Raw genomic sequence first — 19,328 nt, 5'->3', positions numbered from 1 at the left:
GGGTGAGGATCGCCGTCGTACGAGAACTGCGGGACGACGAGCAGCGGGTCGCCCTCGTGCCCGACCTGGTCGGGCGGCTGACCGCGCTGGGCTACGAGGTCGTCGTCGAGACCGGGGCCGGGCTGGAGGCGCAGCACTCCGACGAGGAGTACGTCGCGGCAGGTGCGCTGATAGCCGACGATCCGCACACCGACGCCGACCTGGTGCTCTCGGTGCAACCGCTGGAACGCCACGAGGCCCGCCGGTTGCGGCCGGGCACCACCACCGTCGGCTTCCTCCCCGTCGACGCCGTCCCCGAGGTGGTCGAGACCCTCGCCACGGGCGGCGTGCGCAGCTTCGCGATGGAACGGGTGCCGCGCATCTCCCGCGCCCAGACGATGGACGCCCTCTCCTCCCAGGCGCTCGTCTCCGGTTACCGCTGCGCGATCGTCGCCGCCGGCATGCTGCGCCGCTTCTTCCCCCTCAACATGACCGCCGCCGGCACCGTGCCGCCCGCCGAGGTGCTGGTGCTCGGCGCCGGCGTCGCCGGTCTCCAGGCGATCGCCACCGCCCGCCGCCTCGGTGCGGTCGTCAAGGCCTACGACGTGCGGGCCGCCGCCGCCGAGGAGATCCGCTCCGTCGGCGCGCAGGCCATCGAACTCGACCTGCCGACACTGGAGGGCAGCGGTGGCTACGCCCGCGAGATGGGCGAGGAGCGCGCCCGGCTCCAGCAGGAGCTGCTCACCCCCTACGTCGCCGCCGCCGACGCGCTCATCACCACCGCCGCCCTGCCCGGACGCCGTGCCCCGCTGCTGGTCTCCCGCGCCATGGTCGAGCAGATGCGGCCCGGCTCGGTCGTCGTCGACCTCGCCGCCGACACCGGCGGCAACGTCGAGGGATCGGTCGCCGGCGACGTCGTCCGCATCGGGCAGGCGCAGGTGTGGGGCGGACGCAACGTCGCCTCGCAGCTGCCCGGTCCGGCGTCCCGGCTCTACGCGCAGAACGTCGTCAACCTGGTCGCGCTGATGACGCGCGACGGCGTCCTCGACCCCGACTTCGACGACGAGATCGTGGCCGCCAGCTGCGTGACCGGGGCGCCGGGCGCCGCCGGGGAAGGGAGTGGGGCATGACCGACGACCCGATCGTCTGGCTGACGATCTTCGTGCTCAGCGTGTTCGTGGGCATCGAGGTGATCAGCAAGGTCTCCTCGACGCTGCACACGCCGCTGATGTCGGGCGCGAACGCCATCCACGGCGTCATCCTGCTCGGCGCCGTCATCGTCACCGGCACCACCGACTCGACGATCGCGGTGGCGGTCGGCCTCGTCGCGATCGTGCTGGCCTCGGTCAACATGGTCGGCGGCTTCGTGGTGACCGACCGGATGCTGCAGATGTTCACCCGGAAGCGGGCGCCCAAGTGAGCCGGGGAACCGAGCTGACCTACCTGCTCTGCGCGGTCGGCTTCATCCTCGCGCTCAAGGGCCTGTCGGGTCCGCGCACCGCGCGCGTCGGCAACCTGGTCGGCGCGGGCGCCGCGGTGCTGGCCGTCGCCGTCCCGTTCCTCACCCTCGACCTCGACCACGTGCCGCTCATGCTGGCCGCCATCGCGATCGGTTCGGCCGGCGGCGTCGTCGGTGCCCAGCGGGTGCAGATGACCCAGATGCCGCAGATGGTGGCGCTGTTCAACGGCGTCGGCGGCGGCGCGGCCGCTCTCGTCGCGCTCCTCGAACTCCAGCACATGGACGCCGCCACCCCGTGGTTCGACGTCACCGCCACCGTCTTCACCGTCGTCGTCGGCTCGGTGTCGTTCTCCGGCTCGGTCGTCACCTTCGCCAAGCTCCAGGAGCTCATGACCTCGCGGCCGGTGATCTTCCCCGGCCTGCCCGTGCTCTTCGGCCTCGGCCTGCTCACCACCGTCGTCCTCGCCGTCGCGTGCGTGCGCGACCCGGCCGTGCTCGACGGCGTCCTGCTGGCGTTGCTCGGGCTCGTGCTCGGCGTCCTGCTGGTGCTGCCGGTGGGCGGCGCCGACGTGCCGATCGTCATCTCCCTGCTCAACGCCTTCACCGGCCTCACCGTCGCCGCCGGCGGCTACGTGCTCGCCAACGTGACGCTGCTGGTGGCCGGCACGCTCGTCGGCGCCTCGGGCACCTACCTGACCCTGCTCATGGCGAGCGCCATGGGCCGATCGGTGGCCAACATCCTCTTCGGCGCGCTGCGCGGCGGCTCGACCCTCGGCGCCGGGGAGGCCTCCGACCGGCCGGTGCGATCGGCCGGACCCGAGGACGTCGCGATCCTGCTCGCCTACGCGCAGCGGGTCATCATCGTGCCCGGCTACGGCCTCGCGGTCGCCCAGGCCCAGCACACGCTGCGCGAGCTCGTCGACCTGCTCAGCGAGCGCGGCGTCACCATCGACTACGCCATTCACCCGGTCGCGGGCCGCATGCCCGGCCACATGAACGTGCTCCTCGCCGAGGCCCAGGTGCCCTACGAGCAGTTGATCGAGATGGAGGAGATCAACGGCGAGTTCAAGCACACCGACGTCGTGCTGGTGGTCGGCGCCAACGACGTCGTCAACCCGGCCGCGCGCACCACGCCGTCCGCGCCGATCTACGGGATGCCGATCCTCGACGCCGACCAGGCCCGCCAGGTCGTGTTCATGAAGCGCTCGATGCGCCCCGGCTTCGCCGGCATCGAGAACGAGCTGCTCTTCGACCCGCGCACCACGCTGCTCTTCGGCGACGCCAAGGAGACGCTCGGCAAGCTGCTGGGAGCCGTCAAGGCGCTCTGAGGCACGGGCCGTCGACGAGTCCCGCGACCCCGACGGCCCGGGCCCTAGGTCCCCCGCCCGAGGGCCGCGGGGGAGCACCGGGTCGGGACGCGCGTCCGTGTCGGGGCGGGTGCCCGGATTCCTAGCGTGAGGGACGACAGTCGATCACCCTCCGCAGTCGTCAGGAGTCCGCCGTGGACGCGCTCGATCTCGCTCGGTGGCAGTTCGCCATCACCACCGTCTACCACTTCCTCTTCGTTCCGGTCTCGATCGGTCTCTCGGCGATCGTCGCCGGCTACCAGACCCAGTGGCTGCGGACGCGTGACGAGCGCTGGCTGCGCCTGTCGATGTTCTTCGGGAAGCTGTTCCTCATCAACTTCGCCATCGGCGTGGTGACCGGCATCGTCCAGGAGTTCCAGTTCGGCATGAACTGGAGCGACTACTCCCGCTTCGTCGGCGACGTGTTCGGCGCCCCGCTGGCGGTCGAGGGTCTGCTGGCCTTCTTCCTGGAGTCGACGTTCCTCGGGCTGTGGATCTTCGGGCGCGGGCGGCTCTCCGACCGGCTGCACACCGCCTGCATCTGGGCCGTGCACGTCGGCACCCTGTTCTCGGCCTACTTCATCCTGGCGGCCAACTCCTTCATGCAGCACCCCGTCGGCTACACCTACAACCCCACGACGGGACGCGCGGAGATGACCGACTTCGCCGCCGTCATGTTCAACAAGGTCCAGCTGGTCACCTTCCCGCACGTGCTGCTCTCGGCCTACCTCACCGCCGCCGGCCTCGTGCTCGGCGTCGCCCTGTGGCACCTGGTGCGCACCCGCGCCGGCTCCGACCTCGGTCTGCCCGAGGCCGTGCGCGACCACGCGATGTACCGCGCCGCCGTCCGCTCGGCCGCGGTGATGGTGATCGTCGCCGGCATCGGCGTGGCCATCAGCGGCGACTTCCAGGGCAAGGTCATGACCGAGGTGCAGCCCATGAAGATGGCCTCCGCCGAAGCGCTCTACGACACCGAGTCCGACGCCGCCTTCTCGGTGCTGACGATCGGCAACCTCGACGGCAAGGAGGAGGTCTTCTCCATCAAGATCCCGCGGCTGCTGTCGTTCCTGGCCACCGGCAGCCCCTCGGGCGAGGTGCAGGGCATCAACCAGCTGCGCGAGGAGTACCGCACCACCTACGGCAACGACCCGGGTGCCACCTACTACTCGCCCGGCGACTACACCCCGATGATCCCCGTCACCTACTGGACCTTCCGCATCATGATCGGGCTCGGCATGCTCGGCGTCGCCCTGGGCGCGTGGGTGCTCTGGGCCACCCGCGGAGGCCGGACGCCGTCCGGTCGCTGGGTCCTCCCCGTCGCCGTCGCCCTGCCCCTGCTGCCGCTGTTCGCCAACTCCTTCGGCTGGATCTTCACCGAGATCGGCCGTCAGCCGTGGGCGGTCTTCGGCCTCATGACCACGGCGCAGGCGGTCTCGCCGACGGTCGGCGCCTGGGAGGTGCTGATCTCGATGATCACCCTCACCGCCGTCTACGGCGTCCTCGCGGTCGTCGAGCTGCGCCTGCTGATGACCGCGATCCGCAACGGCGCCGCGCCCCTGCCCGCCGCCTCGGACACCGACGGCGACGCCGGCGCCGACGCCGACCGCCCGCTGGCCTTCGCCTACTGAGCCCCGCTCGCCGCAAGGAGCAACGTCATGGAACTCACCACCGTCTGGTTCGGGCTGATCACGGTCCTGTGGATCGGCTACTTCTGCCTCGAGGGCTTCGACTTCGGCGTCGGCATGCTGCTGCCGGTGCTGGCCAAGGACGACACCGAGCGTCGCGTCATGATCAACACCATCGGCCCGGTCTGGGACGGCAACGAGGTGTGGCTGCTCGTCGCCGGCGGCGCGACCTTCGCCGCCTTCCCCGAGTGGTACGCCACCCTCTTCAGCGGGTTCTACCTGCCGCTGCTGCTGATCCTCGTCGCCCTCATCGTGCGCAACCTCGCCTTCGAGTACCGCGGCAAGCGGGACGACGCCACCTGGCGCCGCCGCTGGGACGCCGCCATCATCGGCGGCTCGTTCCTCCCGAGCCTGCTGTGGGGCGTCGCCTTCGCCAACATCCTGCGCGGCGTTCCGATCGGCGCCGACAAGGAGTACGCGGGCGGCTTCTTCAACCTGCTCAACCCCTACGCCCTGGTGGGCGGGCTGACCACGCTGCTGCTCTTCCTCACCCACGGTGCGGTGTTCCTGGCGCTGAAGACCGAGGGCCCGATCCGGCACGAGGCCCGGTCGCTCGGTGCCCGCCTCGGCGTACCGACCGCCGTCGTCGCCGTCGTCTTCCTGGTCTGGACCCAGATCCTCACCGGCACCCTCGCCTCGGCGGTGGCCTTCGCGCTGGCCGCGGTGCTGCTGCTCGCGGGGCTGGCCAGCCTGCTGGCCGGTCGGGAGGGACGGGCGTTCGCCGGCACCTTCGCGGCCATCGCCGTGGCCGTCGCCGGGTTGTTCCTCGCGCTCTTCCCCGACGTCATGCCCACCACGCTCGCGGACGGCGTCAGCCTCACCACCACCAACGCGGCCGCGACGGCCTACACGTTGAAGGTGATGACGATCGTCGCGGTGATCTTCACCCCCGTCGTGCTGGCCTACCAGGCCTGGACGTACTGGGTGTTCCGCCGCCGCATCGGCGTCCACCACATCCCGGTGGCGCCCGCGGCGGTCGAGGGTCCGGCGGCTCCGGCGGCGCGCGGCTGACATGGCCCGCCCGTTGGATCCCCGCCTGATCCGCCACCTGACCCCGGCCCGCGCATCGCTCGGTGCGATGCTCGGCGCCGGGGTCGTGGCGAGCCTGCTCGTGATCGGGCAGGCCGTCGCGGTGACGGAGCTGGTGCTGAGCGTGCTCCCCGGCCGCCCCCACGACCACGCCGTCCGCTGGGCGGTCGTGGTCGCCGTCGTCCTCGCCGCGCGGGGCCTGGTCGGCTGGATCGGCGACGTCGCCGCCGCCCGGGCCGCCGCCCGGGTCGGGACGGCGTTGCGCCGCCGGCTGATGGCGGCCGAGCTCGCCGCCCCGGGTGCGGCCGGTGCGGCCGGCGCCGGAGAGTCGGCGTCGATCGGCGGGACCGCCGTGCTGCTCACCCGCGGGGTGAGTGCCGCCGAGCCGTACCTGACCCGCTACCTGCCGGCGCTCGTGCTCGCCGCGGTGCTGCCGCCGCTCACCGTCGTGGTCATCGCGACGCAGGACCTGCTGAGCGCCGTCATCGTGCTGGCCACCCTGCCGCTCGTGCCGCTCTTCGGTGCGCTGGTCGGCCTGGCCACCCGCGATCGCGCCGCCGAGCAGTGGCGGGAGATGAGCGCCCTGTCGGGCCACTTCCTCGACGTCGTGCGCGGCCTGCCGACCCTGGTCGCCTACCGCCGCGCCCGCGTGCAGAGCGCCCGCATCGGCGCGGTCACCGACCGCTACCGGCGGGCCTCGATGGGCACGCTGCGCGTCGCCTTCGCCTCCTCCGCCGTGCTCGAGACCGTGGCGACCCTCTCGGTCGCGCTGGTCGCCGTCACCGTCGGCGTCCGTCTCGCCGGCGGCGACCTCGACCTGCGCACCGCGCTCGTGGTGCTGCTCCTCGCTCCGGAGGCCTACTGGCCCTTGCGCCGGGTCGGCGCGGAGTTCCACGCCGCGGCCGAGGGCACGGCGACCTTCGAGGCGGCGACCGCGGTGCTGGACGCCGCGGAGGCTGCCGCCGGTGCCACGGGTGTCGCCGCTCCCGACGGCGTCGGGCTCGACCTGCTCGCCCTCTCGGTCATCTACCCCGGCCGCCGCACCCCGGCGCTCGCGCCGTTCTCGGCCCAGGTGCCGGCCGCCGGCCTGACCGCGCTCGTCGGCCCCTCCGGATGCGGGAAGTCGACCCTGCTCGCGGCGATCGCAGGGCTCGTGCCGGCGACCGGGACGATCACGGCGGGCGGTGTCCGCGTCGGCGGTCCGGCCTGGCAGCGCCGGATCGCCTGGCTGCCGCAGCGGCCGGTCTTCGTGGCCGACACCGTGGCCGCCAACCTGCGCCTCGGCGCACCCACCGCGAGCGACGCCGAACTCGAGGACGTGCTGGGTCAGGTCGCGCTCGCCGAGCGCATCGCCGCGCTGCCCGGCGGGCTCGAGGCCCCGGTCGGCGAGGACGGCGCCCCGTTCTCGGCCGGCGAGCGCGCCCGGCTGGCGCTGGCCCGGGTCGTGCTCGCGGTACGGGTCGGCGGACGGCGCTGGGTGCTGCTCGACGAGCCGACCGCCCACCTCGACCCGGTCACCGAGCGCATCGTCACCGGGGCCGTGCTCGACCTGGCCCGGGAGGCGGCGGTCGTCGTCGTGGCCCACCAGCCCGAGCTCGTCGAGCTCGCCGACCTGGTGCTGCGGCTGCCGGCCCCGGCGTCCGCTCCGGGCCCGTCCGTGCCGGCGGTCACCGCCCCGTCGGATCGTGCCGGGGATGCCCCGGTGACGACGGCGTCCGCCGCACCCGAGCCCACCCGGGCCTCGCTCGGCTCCCGGCTCGCCCTGGGCAGTCTGCTCGGCGGCCTGGCCTCGTCGTCCGGCGTCGCCCTCACCGCGACCGCCGGATGGCTCATCGTGCAGGCCTCGCATCGCCCCGCGGTGCTGACGATGCTGGTCGCCATCGTCGGCGTCCGCGCCTTCGGCCTGGCTCGCCCGGCCCTGCGCTACGCCGAGCGGCTGGTCAGCCACGACGCCGCTCTGCGGCTGCTCGCCGAGCGCCGCGTGCGGGTCTACGAGGCGCTCGTGCCCCTGGTGCCGGCCCGGCTGGGCACGACCGGACGGCGTGGCGACGTCCTGTCCTCCATCGTCGACGACGTCGACAGCGTGGTCGACCGCGAGCTGCGGGTCCGCTCGCCGCTGCACGCCGCGCTGCTCGCCACGACCCTCGCCACCGCGGTGGCGGCCTGGCTGCTGCCGCTGGCGGGTCTGACCCTGGTCGGCACCGCCGTGGTCGCCGGTGGCGGCGCGTGGCTGCTCGCCCGGATCGGGGCGAGCAGCGCCGAGCGGCGCTCCCTCGACGACCGTGCCGCCCTCTCCGCCGCCGTCGTGGAGGCGGTGCAGGTGGCCGACGAGCTGCGCATGTGGCAGGCCACCGAGGCCGCCGTCGAGCGCGTCGGGGTGCTCTCCGACCGCCTCGGACGGGCGAGCGTCCGCGCCGCAGCCGGTCTGACCACCGGTCGGCTCTGGGTGCTCGCCCTCGCGGGGGCCGGCATCGCCGCGACCGCCCTGCTCGGCCGCTCCCCGGCCGAGCAGGGCCTGGTCAGCGGCCCGATGCTCGCCCTGCTCGTGCTGCTGCCGCTCGCGCTCGCCGACGTCCTGATGCCGCTGGCCGACGCCGGCGCGCTCGACGCCCGCACCCGCGCGGCCGAGGACCGCCTCGACCGCTGGGAGCGCACGCCCCCGGCGGTGCGCGACACCGTGGCCACCGGCCTCCCCGTCGGCGACGCCGTCGCCTGGGACGCCGCCCGCGCGCGCTGGACGCCGGGAGCCCCGCTGACGGCACTCCTCTCGCTCACCCTCGAGCCGGGCCGCCGGATCGGACTGGTCGGCCCGTCGGGATCGGGCAAGAGCACGGTGGCCGCCCTGGCCCTGCGCTTCCTCGACCCCGCCGGCGGGCGGGTCGCCCTCGGGGGCGCCGACCTGCGCTCCCTCGCCCTCGACGACGTCCGGACGCGTATCGGGCTGGTCGACGACGACCCGCACGTCTTCGCGACCACCCTGCTGGAGAACGTGCGCCTGGCCCGACCGGACGCCGACCGGGCCGCCGTCGAGGACGCCCTGCGCCGCGCGTGCCTCGGCCCGTGGCTCGACGCGCTGCCCGACGGCCTGGACACCTGGCTCGGCGACGGCCATGCCGCGCTCTCCGGCGGCGAGCGGGCCCGCCTCGGGGTCGCCCGCGCCGTGCTCGCGGGGCCGGCCGTGCTGGTGCTCGACGAGCCGGCCGCGCACCTCGACCACGCGACCGCCACGGCGCTGGCCCGCGAGGTGCTGGGCCGGCAGGTGATCGGCAGCGACCGCGCCGTCCTCTGGATCACCCACAGCCCCGTCGGTCTCGACCTCGTCGACGAGGTGGTCACCCTCGCGCCCCTCGACCCGATGATCCCCCTGGGGGTATCGAAGATCGGGACCGTCGTCCCTGCCCGTCAGGCACCACGGGACGACGATCCCCGCTAGGCTGTCGGTCGGAGAGCCCGGGGAGGGGCGCTCCACCCGGGTCGGGGAAGGGCCCGGGCATCGAAGGGGGAGCTCGATGCACAACACTGCTGCTACACGTGTCCATGACGATGCGATCGATGTCGGTGGAGGATTCGCCGAGACCGTGATCGCCCGGCGCCCGGCGCGCGAGCGTCGCGAGAGCGCCGCCGATGCGCTCGACCGGGTCGAGACCGGTGACATCGCGGGGCTGCGGGAGGGCCACCGGCCGCCGTTCATGCCCTCGCTGCTGCGCCCGCCGGGCGCCCAGCCGGCCGCCACGACCGCCGACGTCGTCGACCTGCTCGCCCAGCTGCGCGCCGTCGTCGGCCTCGGGGTCGACCTCGACGAGCTCGGCGACGCCGTCGTCGACGGCCGTCGGGGCGCCTGATGGCCGGCCCCGGCATCGACGTGCCCGGGCCGGCGCTGCTCGCCGACCCGCGCCTGCTCGAGCGCACGCTCGCCGACCTCTCATCCGCGCAACTCGACGCCCTGTGGGAGACCACCGGTCGCACCCTGGTCGCCTGCGGTGCGACGCCGGGCTCGGCACGCCGTCCCGCCCGCTGGGCCGGCGAGGTCGTGGCGCTGCGCGGCGCGGTGCTCGACCGGCTCGAGCGGCGCGAGCGGTTCCGTCCCCGCGCCGCCCGCCGGCGTGCGGGCGTGACGCGCGCCACGTCGTTCTGAGCAGGCCCCGGGACCCGTTGCCCTGTCCTCGGCGCGCTGCGGCCGTTACGGTGCGGTGATCCCGGCGCCGGTCGGGTGGCCTGCCCGGCCTGCGCACCGACGGAGGGCGAATGACCGAAGGCGACGCCGTGCCCGAGCGGACGGTCGCGGACACCGCCGTCGTGCCGGTGTTCTTCCTCTCCGACAGCACGGGCATCTCCGCGGAGACGATGGGCAACGCGCTGCTACTGCAGTTCCCCGACCTCGTCTTCGACCGGCGCACGATCCCGTTCATCTCCTCCGTCGAGGCCGCCCGCCGCGTGGTCGCCGACATCGACGCCGTCCTGGACGCCGGCCCCGTGCCGCCGCTGGTCTTCATCACCGCCGCCGAGGACGCCGTCCGCCTCGAACTGGGGCGCACCCGGGCGCCGAGCATCGACTTCTTCGAGCTGCACATGGCCAAGGTCGAGAAGGTGCTCGGACGCCGCGGCAAGCGCGAGGCGCTGCGCCTGCACGGCGTCGGCGACATCAAGCGCTACAACGCCCGGATGGCGGCGGTGGAGTTCACCATCGAGCACGACGACGGCCAGAGCCTGCGCGCCCTCGACAAGGCCGACGTGATCCTTCTCGCACCCTCACGATGCGGGAAGACGCCGACCTCCATGTACCTGGCCCTCCAGCATGGTCTCTACGTCGCGAACTACCCGCTCGTCGACGAGGACCTCGAGTCGCTCGACCTCCCCGAGCCGGTGCGTTCCTACCGGGACCGCTGCTTCGGGATCACCACCACGGTCGATCGACTCAGCCGGGTGCGGCACGAACGCCGGCCCGGCTCCCGTTACGCCAGCCCCGAGCAGTGCCGCTGGGAGCTGCGCCGCGCGAGCGAGATGTTCGCCGCCCACCGGATCCCCTCGATCGACTCCTCCGCTCGTTCGGTGGAGGAGATCTCGGCCCTGATCCTCCAGACTCTCGCGAAGTCCGGTACCACCCCGGTCGTCCGCCAGACCGCCCGCCGCAGCACCGATCACGAGGTACAACGATGAGTTCGACCCCCACCGCCGGCTCCGCCGTCAACGTCCGCTGGTTCTCCGAGCTCGGCATGGCCGACCTCGAGGAGGTGGGCGGCAAGAACTCCTCCCTCGGCGAGATGGTCTCCCAGCTCTCCGACCTCGGCGTCAGCGTGCCGAACGGCTTCGCCACCACCGCGCAGGCCTTCCACCGCTTCATCGGCGACACCGGGCTGGCCGAGCGCATCGACGCCCTGCTGCGCGACCTCGACACCGACGACGTCCGCCGCCTCGCCGAGGTCGGCAAGGAGATCCGCGAGGCCGTCGTCGCCCAGCCGTTCCCGGCCGACCTCGAGGCCGACGTCCGCGCCGCCTACGAGCAGCTCGCGGCCGAGGCGCGGGCCGCCTCCGGCGAGGAGCCGTCCTTCGCCGTCCGCTCCTCGGCCACCGCCGAGGACCTCCCCGACGCCTCGTTCGCCGGCCAGCAGGAGACCTTCCTCAACGTGCGCGGCATCGACGCGGTGCTGGTCGCGATCCGCGAGGTCTTCGCCTCGCTCTACAACGACCGCGCGATCGCCTACCGCGTGCACCACGGCTTCGAGCACGCCGCGGTGGCGCTCTCGGCCGGCGTCCAGCGGATGGTGCGCTCCGACATCGGCGCCTCCGGCGTCATGTTCACCATGGACACCGAGTCCGGCTTCACCGACGCCGTCTTCATCACCTCCGCTTACGGCCTCGGCGAGGGCGTGGTCCAGGGTGCAGTCAACCCCGACGAGTTCTACGTCTACAAGCCGGCCCTGCGCGAGGGCCGCCCGGCGATCCTCAAGCGCGGCGTGGGCGCGAAGGCCACCAAGATGGTCTACACGACCGACGCCACGGTGGGCCGCACCACCGAGTTCGTCGAGGTCGACCCCGCCGACAGCCGCCTGCTGAGCCTCAGCGACGCCGAGGTCGAGGAGCTCGCCCGCCACGCGCTGGTCATCGAGCAGCACTACGGCCGCCCGATGGACATCGAGTGGGGTCGCGACGGCCTCGACGGCAAGCTCTACATCCTCCAGGCCCGCCCCGAGACCGTGCAGTCGCGGCGCTCGGGCGCGCTCGAGCGGTTCCGCATGGACGCCGCCGCGTCGGCGTCCGCCTCGGTGCTGGTCGAGGGCCGCGCGATCGGGCAGAAGATCGGCGCCGGCGCGGTGCGCGTGCTCACCTCCATCGAGGACATGCACACGTTCGTGCCCGGCGAGGTGCTCGTCGCCGACATGACCGACCCCGACTGGGAGCCGATCATGAAGCGGGCCTCGGCGATCGTCACCAACCGCGGCGGCCGCACGTGCCACGCCGCGATCATCGCCCGCGAGCTCGGCATCCCCGCCGTCGTCGGCACGGGCTCGGCCACCCGCGATCTCGCCGACGGTCGCGCGGTCACCGTCTCCTGCGCCGAGGGCGACACCGGCCTGGTCTACGAGGGCACGCTGCCCTTCGACGTCGAGCGCACCGAACTCGACGCGATGCCCGACGTGCCGGTCAAGATCATGATGAACGTCGGCACCCCCGAGCAGGCCTTCGCCTTCTCGCGGCTGCCGCACGCCGGCGTCGGCCTGGCCCGTCTGGAGTTCATCATCAACCGCCAGATCGGCATCCACCCCAAGGCGCTGCTCGACCTCGCGCACGACCCCGACTCCCTCGACCCGGCGCTGCGCGCCGAGATCGAGGAGACGATCGCGGCCTACCCGGGCCCGCGGGAGTTCTTCGTGCAGCGCGTCGCCGAGGGCGTGGCCACCATCGCGGCCGCCTTCGCGCCCGAGCCGGTCATCGTGCGCATGAGCGACTTCAAGTCCAACGAGTACGCCAACCTCGTCGGCGGTCCGGCCTACGAGCCGCACGAGGAGAACCCGATGATCGGCTACCGCGGTGCGTCGCGGTACCTCTCGGAGGACTTCGCCGAGTGCTTCGCGATGGAGTGCGAGGCGCTGCGGTTCGTGCGCGACGAGATGGGCCTGACGAACGTCAAGATCATGATCCCGTTCGTGCGCACCCTCACCGAGGCCGAGGGCGTCGTCCGGCTGCTGGCCGAGCACGGCCTGCGGCGCGGCGAGAACGGGCTCCAGGTCGTGATGATGTGCGAGCTGCCGTCCAACGCCGTGATCGCCGAGCAGTTCCTGGAGTTCTTCGACGGCTTCTCCATCGGCTCCAACGACATGACCCAGCTGACCCTGGGCCTCGACCGCGACTCCGGCCTGGTCGCCGCGGGCTTCGACGAGCGCGACCCGGCGGTCAAGCACATGCTGGAGCTGGCGATCGCCGCCTGCCGCAAGCAGGGCAAGTACGTCGGCATCTGCGGTCAGGGCCCCTCCGACCACCCCGACCTCGCCGAGTGGCTGCTCGAGCAGGGCATCGAGTCGATGTCGCTCAACCCCGACACCGTCGTCAGCACCTGGCTGCGGCTCGCGGGGCAGTCGCCCAGCTGATCCTCGATCCTCCGGAACACGACAGCGGGGGTGCGGCCGGTCGGCCGCACCCCCGCTGTGTCGTGCTGGGTCGTGGTGTGTCGTGATCAGCCCTTCGCCGGGGCCCCGAAGAGACCGCCGAAGAGACCACCGAAGAGACCGCCGGAGCCGAAGCCGCCGAAGATCGAGGAGAACAGGCCCGACAGGCCGCTCCACAGCGAGTTCTGGCCGCTGCCGAAGATCTGCTGGATGACGCCCGCCAGGCCGCCGGCGTTCAGCATGCCGCCGATGCCGTGGTCGACCGCGTGGGCACCGTGGCCGAAGTGACCGAACAGGGCGCCGAGGATGCCGCCGAAGCCGGCCGCCACGTCGTCGGTGTCGGCGGAGCCCGAGGCGTCGTCGAAGCCGAGCTGGTCGAAGAGGTCGACGAGGACCTGGAGCTCGGGGTGCGCCTCGACGAGCTGGTCGAGGAAGTCGGAGAACTCCTGCTGCATCTTGATCATCTGGTCGTGGAGCTGGCTGGCCAGACCCGACAGGTCGGTGTGGGTCAGGTAGTGCAGCAGGTTCTGCATGAGGGTGGCGAGGTCGTCGACCTGGCCGTTGTTGCCGAGGTCGCCGCCGTCGTCCACGTTGCCCGGGTCGGTGGGGTCCTCGCCCATGCCGCTCAGCACGGTGGTGAGCACGGTCGCCACCGCCTCGGGGTCCCCGCCGGTGTTCTGCAGCTGGGTGAGCAGGTCGGTCAGCAGCGCCACGATCTGGTCGGCGTCGAGGGCCGAGAGCTTGGAGATGATCGTGTCGAGCTCGGCGCTGTTCGCGCCGGGGATGTCCTCGCTGACGGTGCTGAGCACGGTCGCGATGTCGTCGACGAGCTGCCGCACCTGGGCGGCGACGTCCTCGGGCAGCATGGCCAGCAGGTCGTCGAGGGCGACGGAGTCCAGGCAGACCGAGGCCTCGCGGGCCAGCGCCCGGGCCAGACGCGACTTCGCCTGCACCTGGGCGCGCTGACCGCGGGCGGCCTTGGCGGCGGCGCGGGCCTTCTTGACCGGGCGGCCGGCGGCGACGCAGTCCTGCGGGGTCGCGTCGCGGTGCTGGGCGTGGGCGGCGTGGGCGGCGTGGGCACGGGGGGCGGCCGACGCCGTGGGGGCGGTGACGGCGACGCCGCCGGCGGCGACGGCGAGCACGGTCATGGAGGACACGAGGGGGGACTTGAGCCAATTACGGAGCACGGGCTTACTCGATTCTGCAGGGCCGGCGGGTTACCGACGCACTGGCCTGCTCATCGGCGTCCCAGCAGCCGGCCTGAGTGCTGGTCTGGACCCTTTCGTGACCGTCGTGTCGATCGCACGTGGATCTGATGTGGATCCCGTGTGGATCGGGCACCGTCGTTCCGCGTCGCTCCCGGCGCCCGCGGTCTACGCTGCGCGGGTGAAGACGCGCCTCATCTGCCCCTGCGGCACCCAGGTCGACGGACATGACGAGGACGAGCTCGTCGCCCGCACCCAGGAGCATCTGGCCGCCGAGCATCCCGGTCGGGAGTACGACCGCGACATGATCCTGTTCATGGCCACCTGAGAGGCACCCCCATGGCCCCCCTCCCCGCCCGTTCCCCCCGCCGTCCGCGTGCCCGCGCCGGCCTGCCGGCCGTCGTCCTCGCAGCCGGGCTCGCCGCCGGGCTCATGACCGGACTCGCGCCCAGCGCGCACGGCGACGGGCTGTCGGGCACCGAGACGACCGACCCCCGGGGCGACGTCGTCACGCACGGTCGCACCACCGGCGCCCAGCGCCGCACCGTCGACCTGCGCACCGTCGGCTACACCAACAACGGCACGACCCTCACGATCGTGAGCACCGTCGTCGACCTGGCGAAGACGCCCGGCCGTGAGTTCGTCGACACCGTCGTGCGCCAGCGGGTCGACGGCACGAAGCGCCGCTGGGTGCTCTCCTCCCAGGTCGGCGTCGCGACGGTGATGATCGGCACCGGCAGCGCCTACTACCGCTGCGAGGGCGCCACGGCGTCCGTCGACGAGAACTCCGACACGGTCGCCCAGGAGCTGCCGCTCAGCTGCCTGAGCGGCTTCACCCGGCCGAAGCTGCGCACGACCGCCTCCGTCGTGCGGCGCAACGGCGCCCCGATCACCGAGGACCGTGCGCGGGGCACGCGGTTCGACGTGACCTCGGCCGGCTGACCGGGAGCCGGAGCCCCCGGGCCGCTACTGCACGAAGCGGAACAGCGGGCTCTCCGGCGGTACCGGCTCGACCCGCAGCGGCGAGTCCTCCATGCGCCGCAGCAGGCCGGCGAGATCGGCGGCGTCCTGGAGCTCGACGCCGACCAGCGCCGGGCCGGTCTCCCGGTTGTTGCGCTTGACGTACTCGAAGAGCGTGATGTCGTCGTCGGGACCGAGCACCTCGTCGAGGAACCGGCGCAGCGCACCGGGCTCCTGGGGGAACTCCACGAGGAAGTAGTGCTTGAGACCCTCGTGCACGAGGGCCCGCTCGACGACCTCGGCGTACCGGCTGACGTCGTTGTTGCCGCCGGAGAGGATCGCGACGACCCGGGACCCCGGCGCGATCGCCAGGGGGGATCCGGGCTGTCCGACCAGGCGCAGCCCGGCCGTGGCCAGTGCCCCCGCGGGCTCGGCGATGATGCCGTCGGTCTGGTAGAGGTCGAGCATCTCCACGCACACCAACCCCTCCGGGACGGCGAGCAGGTGCGGCTCACCCTGCTGCGCGGCCAGCAGCGGCAGCCCGCCGATGCGGCGCACGGCCGCCCCGTCGACGAACCCGTCGAGCTCGGGCAGGTCGACCGGTGCACCGGCGGCGAGCCCGGCGGCGAGGCTGGCGGCACCCGCGGGCTCGGCCGCGATCACCCGAGTGGCCTGCGGCAGCACCGCCAGGGCACCGGCGAGCAGGCCGCCGCCGCCGACCGGCACCACGACGACGTCGGGCGGCGCGTCCAGCTGGTCGAGGATCTCCAGCGCGACCGTTCCCTGGCCCGCGATGGTGCGCGGATCGTCGAAGGCCGGCACCTCCGTGGCGCCCGAGGAACGGGCGAAGGCGTGGCTGGCGGCGGCCGCCTCGTCGTAGGTGTCGCCGCCGACCACGACCTCGACCAGCCCGCCGCCCAGCGCAGCCACCCGGTCGCGCTTCTGGCGCGGCGTGGTGCGCGGCAGGAACACCCGTGCGCGCACGCCGGCCCGGGCGCACGCGAACGCGACCCCCTGGGCGTGGTTGCCGGCGCTCGCGGTCGTGACGCCGGCCGCCCGCTGGTCGGCGTCCAGGCTCGCGATGAGGGTGTAGGCGCCGCGCAGCTTGTAGCTGCGCACCGGCTGGAGGTCCTCGCGCTTGAGCCACACCTCGAGACCGAGGAGGTCGGAGAGCCGCGGATGGTGCTGGAGCGGCGACGGCTCGATCACCTCGGCGAGACGGGCGGCCGCCGCACGGACGTCGTCGGCGGACGGCAGGCGGCCGGGCGAGGGCGCAACGGGACTCACCCCACCAGGGTCGCAGGCGCCGACTGGAACAGTGAGGGCACCCTCACCTATACTCCTGCGTGAGGGGAGTACCCCACTCAAGTCCGACCGGTCAGTACGACGCCCCGATGGGTGTCCCGGGAGGCGCCCGGTTCTCCGGGTGGGGGAGACCTCGAGTCCGTCACCGCGCCTGCGGTGCTCACTCGAGAGGCATTCCTTCGTGGACACCATCGCCACCCCCACCCTGTGGGCCGTCACCATCGGTGCGGTCCTCGCCCTGCTGGTCGTCGACTTCATCGCCACCCGCAAGCCGCACGAGGTCTCGATGCGCGAGGCCATCGCCTGGTCGGCGTTCTACATCGCCCTCCCGCTCGCCTTCGGCGGCTACGTCTGGAGCCAGCACGGCAGCGAGCGCGGCGTCGAGTACTACACCGGCTACCTGGTGGAGAAGACGCTCAGCGTCGACAACCTCTTCGTCTTCATGCTGCTGCTGGCGGCCTTCGCGGTGCCGGCGGCGCTGCAGCAGCGGGTGCTGCTGTACGGCATCGTCGGTGCGCTCGTGCTGCGCGGCATCTTCATCGCCCTCGGCGCCGCCGCGCTGAGCGCCTTCGACTTCGTGTTCCTCATCTTCGGTCTCGTGCTGCTCCTGACCGGACTCAAGCTGCTGCGCGACGCGCTGCGCGGTGAGGAGCACCAGACCGAGGTCGAGGACATGCGGATCGTGAAGCTCGTGCGCCGCGTCATGCCGGTCACCGACACCTACGAGGGCCCGAAGATGCTGACCCGCATCACCGAGAACGGCCGCGCCCGTCGTGCCCTCACCCCGCTGGCGCTCGTCGTCGTCGCCGTGTTCGCCACCGACGTCGTCTTCGCCATCGACTCGGTGCCCGCCGTCTACGGCATCACCGGCGACCCCTACCTGGTCTTCGCCACCAACGCGTTCGCGCTGCTGGGTCTGCGGGCCCTCTACTTCGTGCTCGAGGGTGCCCTGGCGAAGCTGGTCCACCTCTCCTACGGTCTGGCCGCGATCCTCGGCTTCATCGGCGTGAAGCTGGTGCTGCACTGGGCGCACATGATCTGGAAGGACGTCCCCGAGGTCCCGACCCTCGGCTCGCTGGCGGTCATCCTCGGCATCCTCGCCATCACCACGACCACCAGCCTCATCGCCTCCGCGCGGGCCGAGCGGGCGGCCGCCGAGGCCGAGGCGGAGCAGGACGCGCCGGCGTCCGTCTGACCCCTCCGTCGTCCGCCACGTAACGCCGAAGGCCCCGCAACCACCAGGGGGGTGCGGGGCCTTCGTGCGTTCCGGGGAGGGACGGGCGTGCTGCCGACCAGCGACGGGTCAGCGGCTGATCAGCACCAGGTCAGATGCAGATCAGCACGAGGTCGATGCAGTCCGACGGGCTCGCGGTCGAGCTCGGGCTCGCGCTCGAGGAGGCCGAGGAGGACGCCGAGGACGACGTCGAGGAGGTCGGCGACTTCGTCGGGGTCGCGCTGGTCGAGGTCGTCGCCGACGCGGTGCCGGACGGCGAGGTGGACGACGTCGCGGTCGGGGTGGTCGTCGCGCAGTCGGTCAGGCCGATCGTGCACAGCAGGTCGCTCACCGGGTCGCCGCTCGAGCTGGAGCTCGGGGACGACGTCGGGCTGGCGGTGCCCGAGCCGGTGGCCGTGGCGGTCGGCGACTTCGTGGGCGTGGCCGTGGAGGTCGCGGTCGAGGTCGAGGTCGCGGTGGAGGTCGCGGTCGCCGAGGCGCTGGAGGACGCGCGGCAGTCGTCGAGGTCCTGCTCGGCCTGCTGGACGTCGGCCTTGCGGTCGCGCACCTGCTGGGCGGCGGCCTGGTCGGCGCGCTTGGCCTTGGCCTTCTTCGCCTTGGCGTCCTCGAGCTTCTTCTCGGCGGCGGCCTTCTCCTCGGGGGTGTCGGCGTCCTCGACCTGGGTACGGGCCCGGTCGACCTTCCGCGCGGCCCGGTCGAGGGCGGCCTTGGTGTCGACCCGGTGCGACTTGGCGGCGTCCAGCTTCTCGTTGGCCTGGTTGAGGGCCCGCTCCTGGTCGGCGCACGGATCGGCGGCACGCTGGGCGGTCGGCGAGCTCTGGGTGCTGGCGGGGGCGATGCCGGCGGTCGCGACGGCGGTGAACCCGACGAGGGCGGTCACGCTGAGCACCGCCGTGGCGGCGAGTCGGGCGGGGGTGTGGGTCAGGGACATGCGGGCCTCTCCCGAGGTTCGGAGCGGGTGATGGTCACGTGCGTGGGTGTCTGGCTCCTCCAACGAGCGGCGCGGCGCATCGTCACGGGCGGGTCCGCTCCGCCGGTGCGACGCGCGCCACTCGACCCGTGCGCCGCGATGCCGCCCGCTCATCGGCGGCACGCCAGCCGGAGGTCGCACAGCAGGCCACCGGACGGCGTCGGCGACGGCGTGGCGGTGGGGCCCGTCGTGGTGGCCGAGGGCGAGGCCGGGGTCGCCGGGGTGGCCGGGGTCGTCGGGCTCGGGGCGGAGGGCGCGGTGGAGGATGCCGGCGCGGTGGTCGGGGCCGTGGACGGCGCCGGCGGGACGCTCCGGCTCGGGTCGACGGCCTTCCGGTTCGGACTGCGATCGCTCCCGCCGGATCCGCCGCCGTCGCGGCAGTCGCGGACGGCGTCCCGGGCGGCCTCGGCGTGTGCCTGCCGGAGTGGTCGCTCGCGGGCCGCGACCCGCTCCTCGGCGGGGGTCCGCACGGCCCGCGCGTCCCGGACGGCGGCCCGCGCGGACCGCAGCCGGCCGACCGGGCCGGAGCAGGCGAGGCTCGTCGCGCCGGCC

17 protein-coding genes are annotated in these 19,328 nt (G+C 73.3%); 13 read left to right on the top strand and 4 right to left on the bottom strand.

Annotated elements, in window-relative coordinates; genetic code table 11:
• Window positions 1-2: 2 nt before the first annotated feature.
• The 10 genes from ABD671_RS16950 (at window position 3) to ppsA (ending at window position 13,084) form a co-directional block, all read left to right on the top strand.
• Complete coding sequence (locus ABD671_RS16950; protein ID WP_344734619.1) at window positions 3-1,109, top strand: NAD(P) transhydrogenase subunit alpha; 1,107 nt, start codon at window positions 3-5, stop codon at window positions 1,107-1,109.
• Entirely contained in the window at window positions 1,106-1,399 is a 294-nt protein-coding gene (locus tag ABD671_RS16945) for an NAD(P) transhydrogenase subunit alpha part 2 (RefSeq protein ID WP_344734618.1), read from the top strand. The genes ABD671_RS16950 and ABD671_RS16945 overlap by 4 nt, the downstream gene beginning before the upstream one ends.
• Window positions 1,396-2,766 (top strand): NAD(P)(+) transhydrogenase (Re/Si-specific) subunit beta, encoded by a 1,371-nt coding sequence (locus ABD671_RS16940; protein WP_344734617.1) that lies wholly within the window; start codon window positions 1,396-1,398, stop codon window positions 2,764-2,766. Before ABD671_RS16945 ends, ABD671_RS16940 begins: the two co-directional genes overlap by 4 nt.
• A gap of 173 nt (window positions 2,767-2,939) precedes the next feature.
• Window positions 2,940-4,412: a cytochrome ubiquinol oxidase subunit I gene (locus ABD671_RS16935; RefSeq protein WP_344734616.1), complete on the top strand. Its 1,473-nt coding sequence runs from the start codon at window positions 2,940-2,942 to the stop codon at window positions 4,410-4,412.
• 27 nt (window positions 4,413-4,439) lie between these two features.
• Window positions 4,440-5,480 (top strand): cytochrome d ubiquinol oxidase subunit II, encoded by a 1,041-nt coding sequence (cydB, locus tag ABD671_RS16930; RefSeq protein ID WP_344734615.1) that lies wholly within the window; start codon window positions 4,440-4,442, stop codon window positions 5,478-5,480.
• Between the two features lies 1 nt (window position 5,481).
• Complete coding sequence (gene cydD, locus ABD671_RS16925; protein WP_344734614.1) at window positions 5,482-8,931, top strand: thiol reductant ABC exporter subunit CydD; 3,450 nt, start codon at window positions 5,482-5,484, stop codon at window positions 8,929-8,931.
• A gap of 145 nt (window positions 8,932-9,076) precedes the next feature.
• Window positions 9,077-9,340, top strand: a complete 264-nt coding sequence (locus ABD671_RS16920) for a hypothetical protein (RefSeq protein ID WP_344734613.1) — start codon at window positions 9,077-9,079, stop codon at window positions 9,338-9,340.
• Window positions 9,340-9,633: a hypothetical protein gene (locus tag ABD671_RS16915; RefSeq protein ID WP_344734612.1), complete on the top strand. Its 294-nt coding sequence runs from the start codon at window positions 9,340-9,342 to the stop codon at window positions 9,631-9,633. The genes ABD671_RS16920 and ABD671_RS16915 overlap by 1 nt, the downstream gene beginning before the upstream one ends.
• Before the next feature lie 110 nt (window positions 9,634-9,743).
• Window positions 9,744-10,655 carry a pyruvate, water dikinase regulatory protein gene (locus ABD671_RS16910; RefSeq protein ID WP_344734611.1) on the top strand — a complete coding sequence of 304 codons (912 nt, stop codon included), beginning with the start codon at window positions 9,744-9,746 and terminating at the stop codon, window positions 10,653-10,655.
• A complete protein-coding gene (gene ppsA / locus ABD671_RS16905) occupies window positions 10,652-13,084 on the top strand; it encodes a phosphoenolpyruvate synthase (RefSeq protein WP_344734610.1) in 2,433 nt (810 codons plus the stop codon). Before ABD671_RS16910 ends, ppsA begins: the two co-directional genes overlap by 4 nt.
• An 86-nt stretch (window positions 13,085-13,170) precedes the next feature.
• On the opposite strand, the gene ABD671_RS16900 is transcribed toward ppsA, so the two are convergent.
• Window positions 13,171-14,259: a hypothetical protein gene (locus tag ABD671_RS16900; protein WP_344734609.1), complete on the bottom strand. Its 1,089-nt coding sequence runs from the start codon at window positions 14,257-14,259 to the stop codon at window positions 13,171-13,173.
• 229 nt (window positions 14,260-14,488) lie between these two features.
• On the opposite strand from ABD671_RS16900, the gene ABD671_RS16895 reads away from it, so the two are divergent.
• The gene (locus tag ABD671_RS16895; protein ID WP_344734608.1) at window positions 14,489-14,635 is read left to right on the top strand and encodes a DUF1059 domain-containing protein; all 147 of its coding nucleotides are present in this window, start codon (window positions 14,489-14,491) and stop codon (window positions 14,633-14,635) included.
• Between the two features lie 11 nt (window positions 14,636-14,646).
• Window positions 14,647-15,249 carry a hypothetical protein gene (locus ABD671_RS16890; RefSeq protein WP_344734607.1) on the top strand — a complete coding sequence of 201 codons (603 nt, stop codon included), beginning with the start codon at window positions 14,647-14,649 and terminating at the stop codon, window positions 15,247-15,249.
• Between the two features lie 24 nt (window positions 15,250-15,273).
• Here ABD671_RS16890 and ilvA read toward each other — a convergent pair whose 3' ends face one another.
• A complete protein-coding gene (gene ilvA, locus ABD671_RS16885; RefSeq protein ID WP_344734606.1) occupies window positions 15,274-16,554 on the bottom strand; it encodes a threonine ammonia-lyase IlvA in 1,281 nt (426 codons plus the stop codon).
• A gap of 199 nt (window positions 16,555-16,753) precedes the next feature.
• Here ilvA and ABD671_RS16880 point away from each other — a divergent pair, with 199 nt between their 5' ends.
• Window positions 16,754-17,767, top strand: a complete 1,014-nt coding sequence (locus tag ABD671_RS16880) for a TerC/Alx family metal homeostasis membrane protein (RefSeq protein WP_344734605.1) — start codon at window positions 16,754-16,756, stop codon at window positions 17,765-17,767.
• Between the two features lie 130 nt (window positions 17,768-17,897).
• Here the strand turns inward: ABD671_RS16880 and ABD671_RS16875 are convergent, their stop codons facing one another.
• A complete protein-coding gene (locus ABD671_RS16875; protein WP_344734604.1) occupies window positions 17,898-18,737 on the bottom strand; it encodes a hypothetical protein in 840 nt (279 codons plus the stop codon).
• Between the two features lie 149 nt (window positions 18,738-18,886).
• A partial coding sequence (locus ABD671_RS16870; RefSeq protein ID WP_344734603.1) for a hypothetical protein occupies window positions 18,887-19,328 on the bottom strand: 442 nt, incomplete at its 5' end.

The organism is Nocardioides fonticola, from assembly GCF_039536805.1.
GTDB classification, from domain to species: domain Bacteria; phylum Actinomycetota; class Actinomycetes; order Propionibacteriales; family Nocardioidaceae; genus Nocardioides; species Nocardioides fonticola.
The sequence above is the reverse complement of the archived record's forward strand: the minus strand, read 5'-3'. Positions and strand labels throughout refer to the sequence as shown.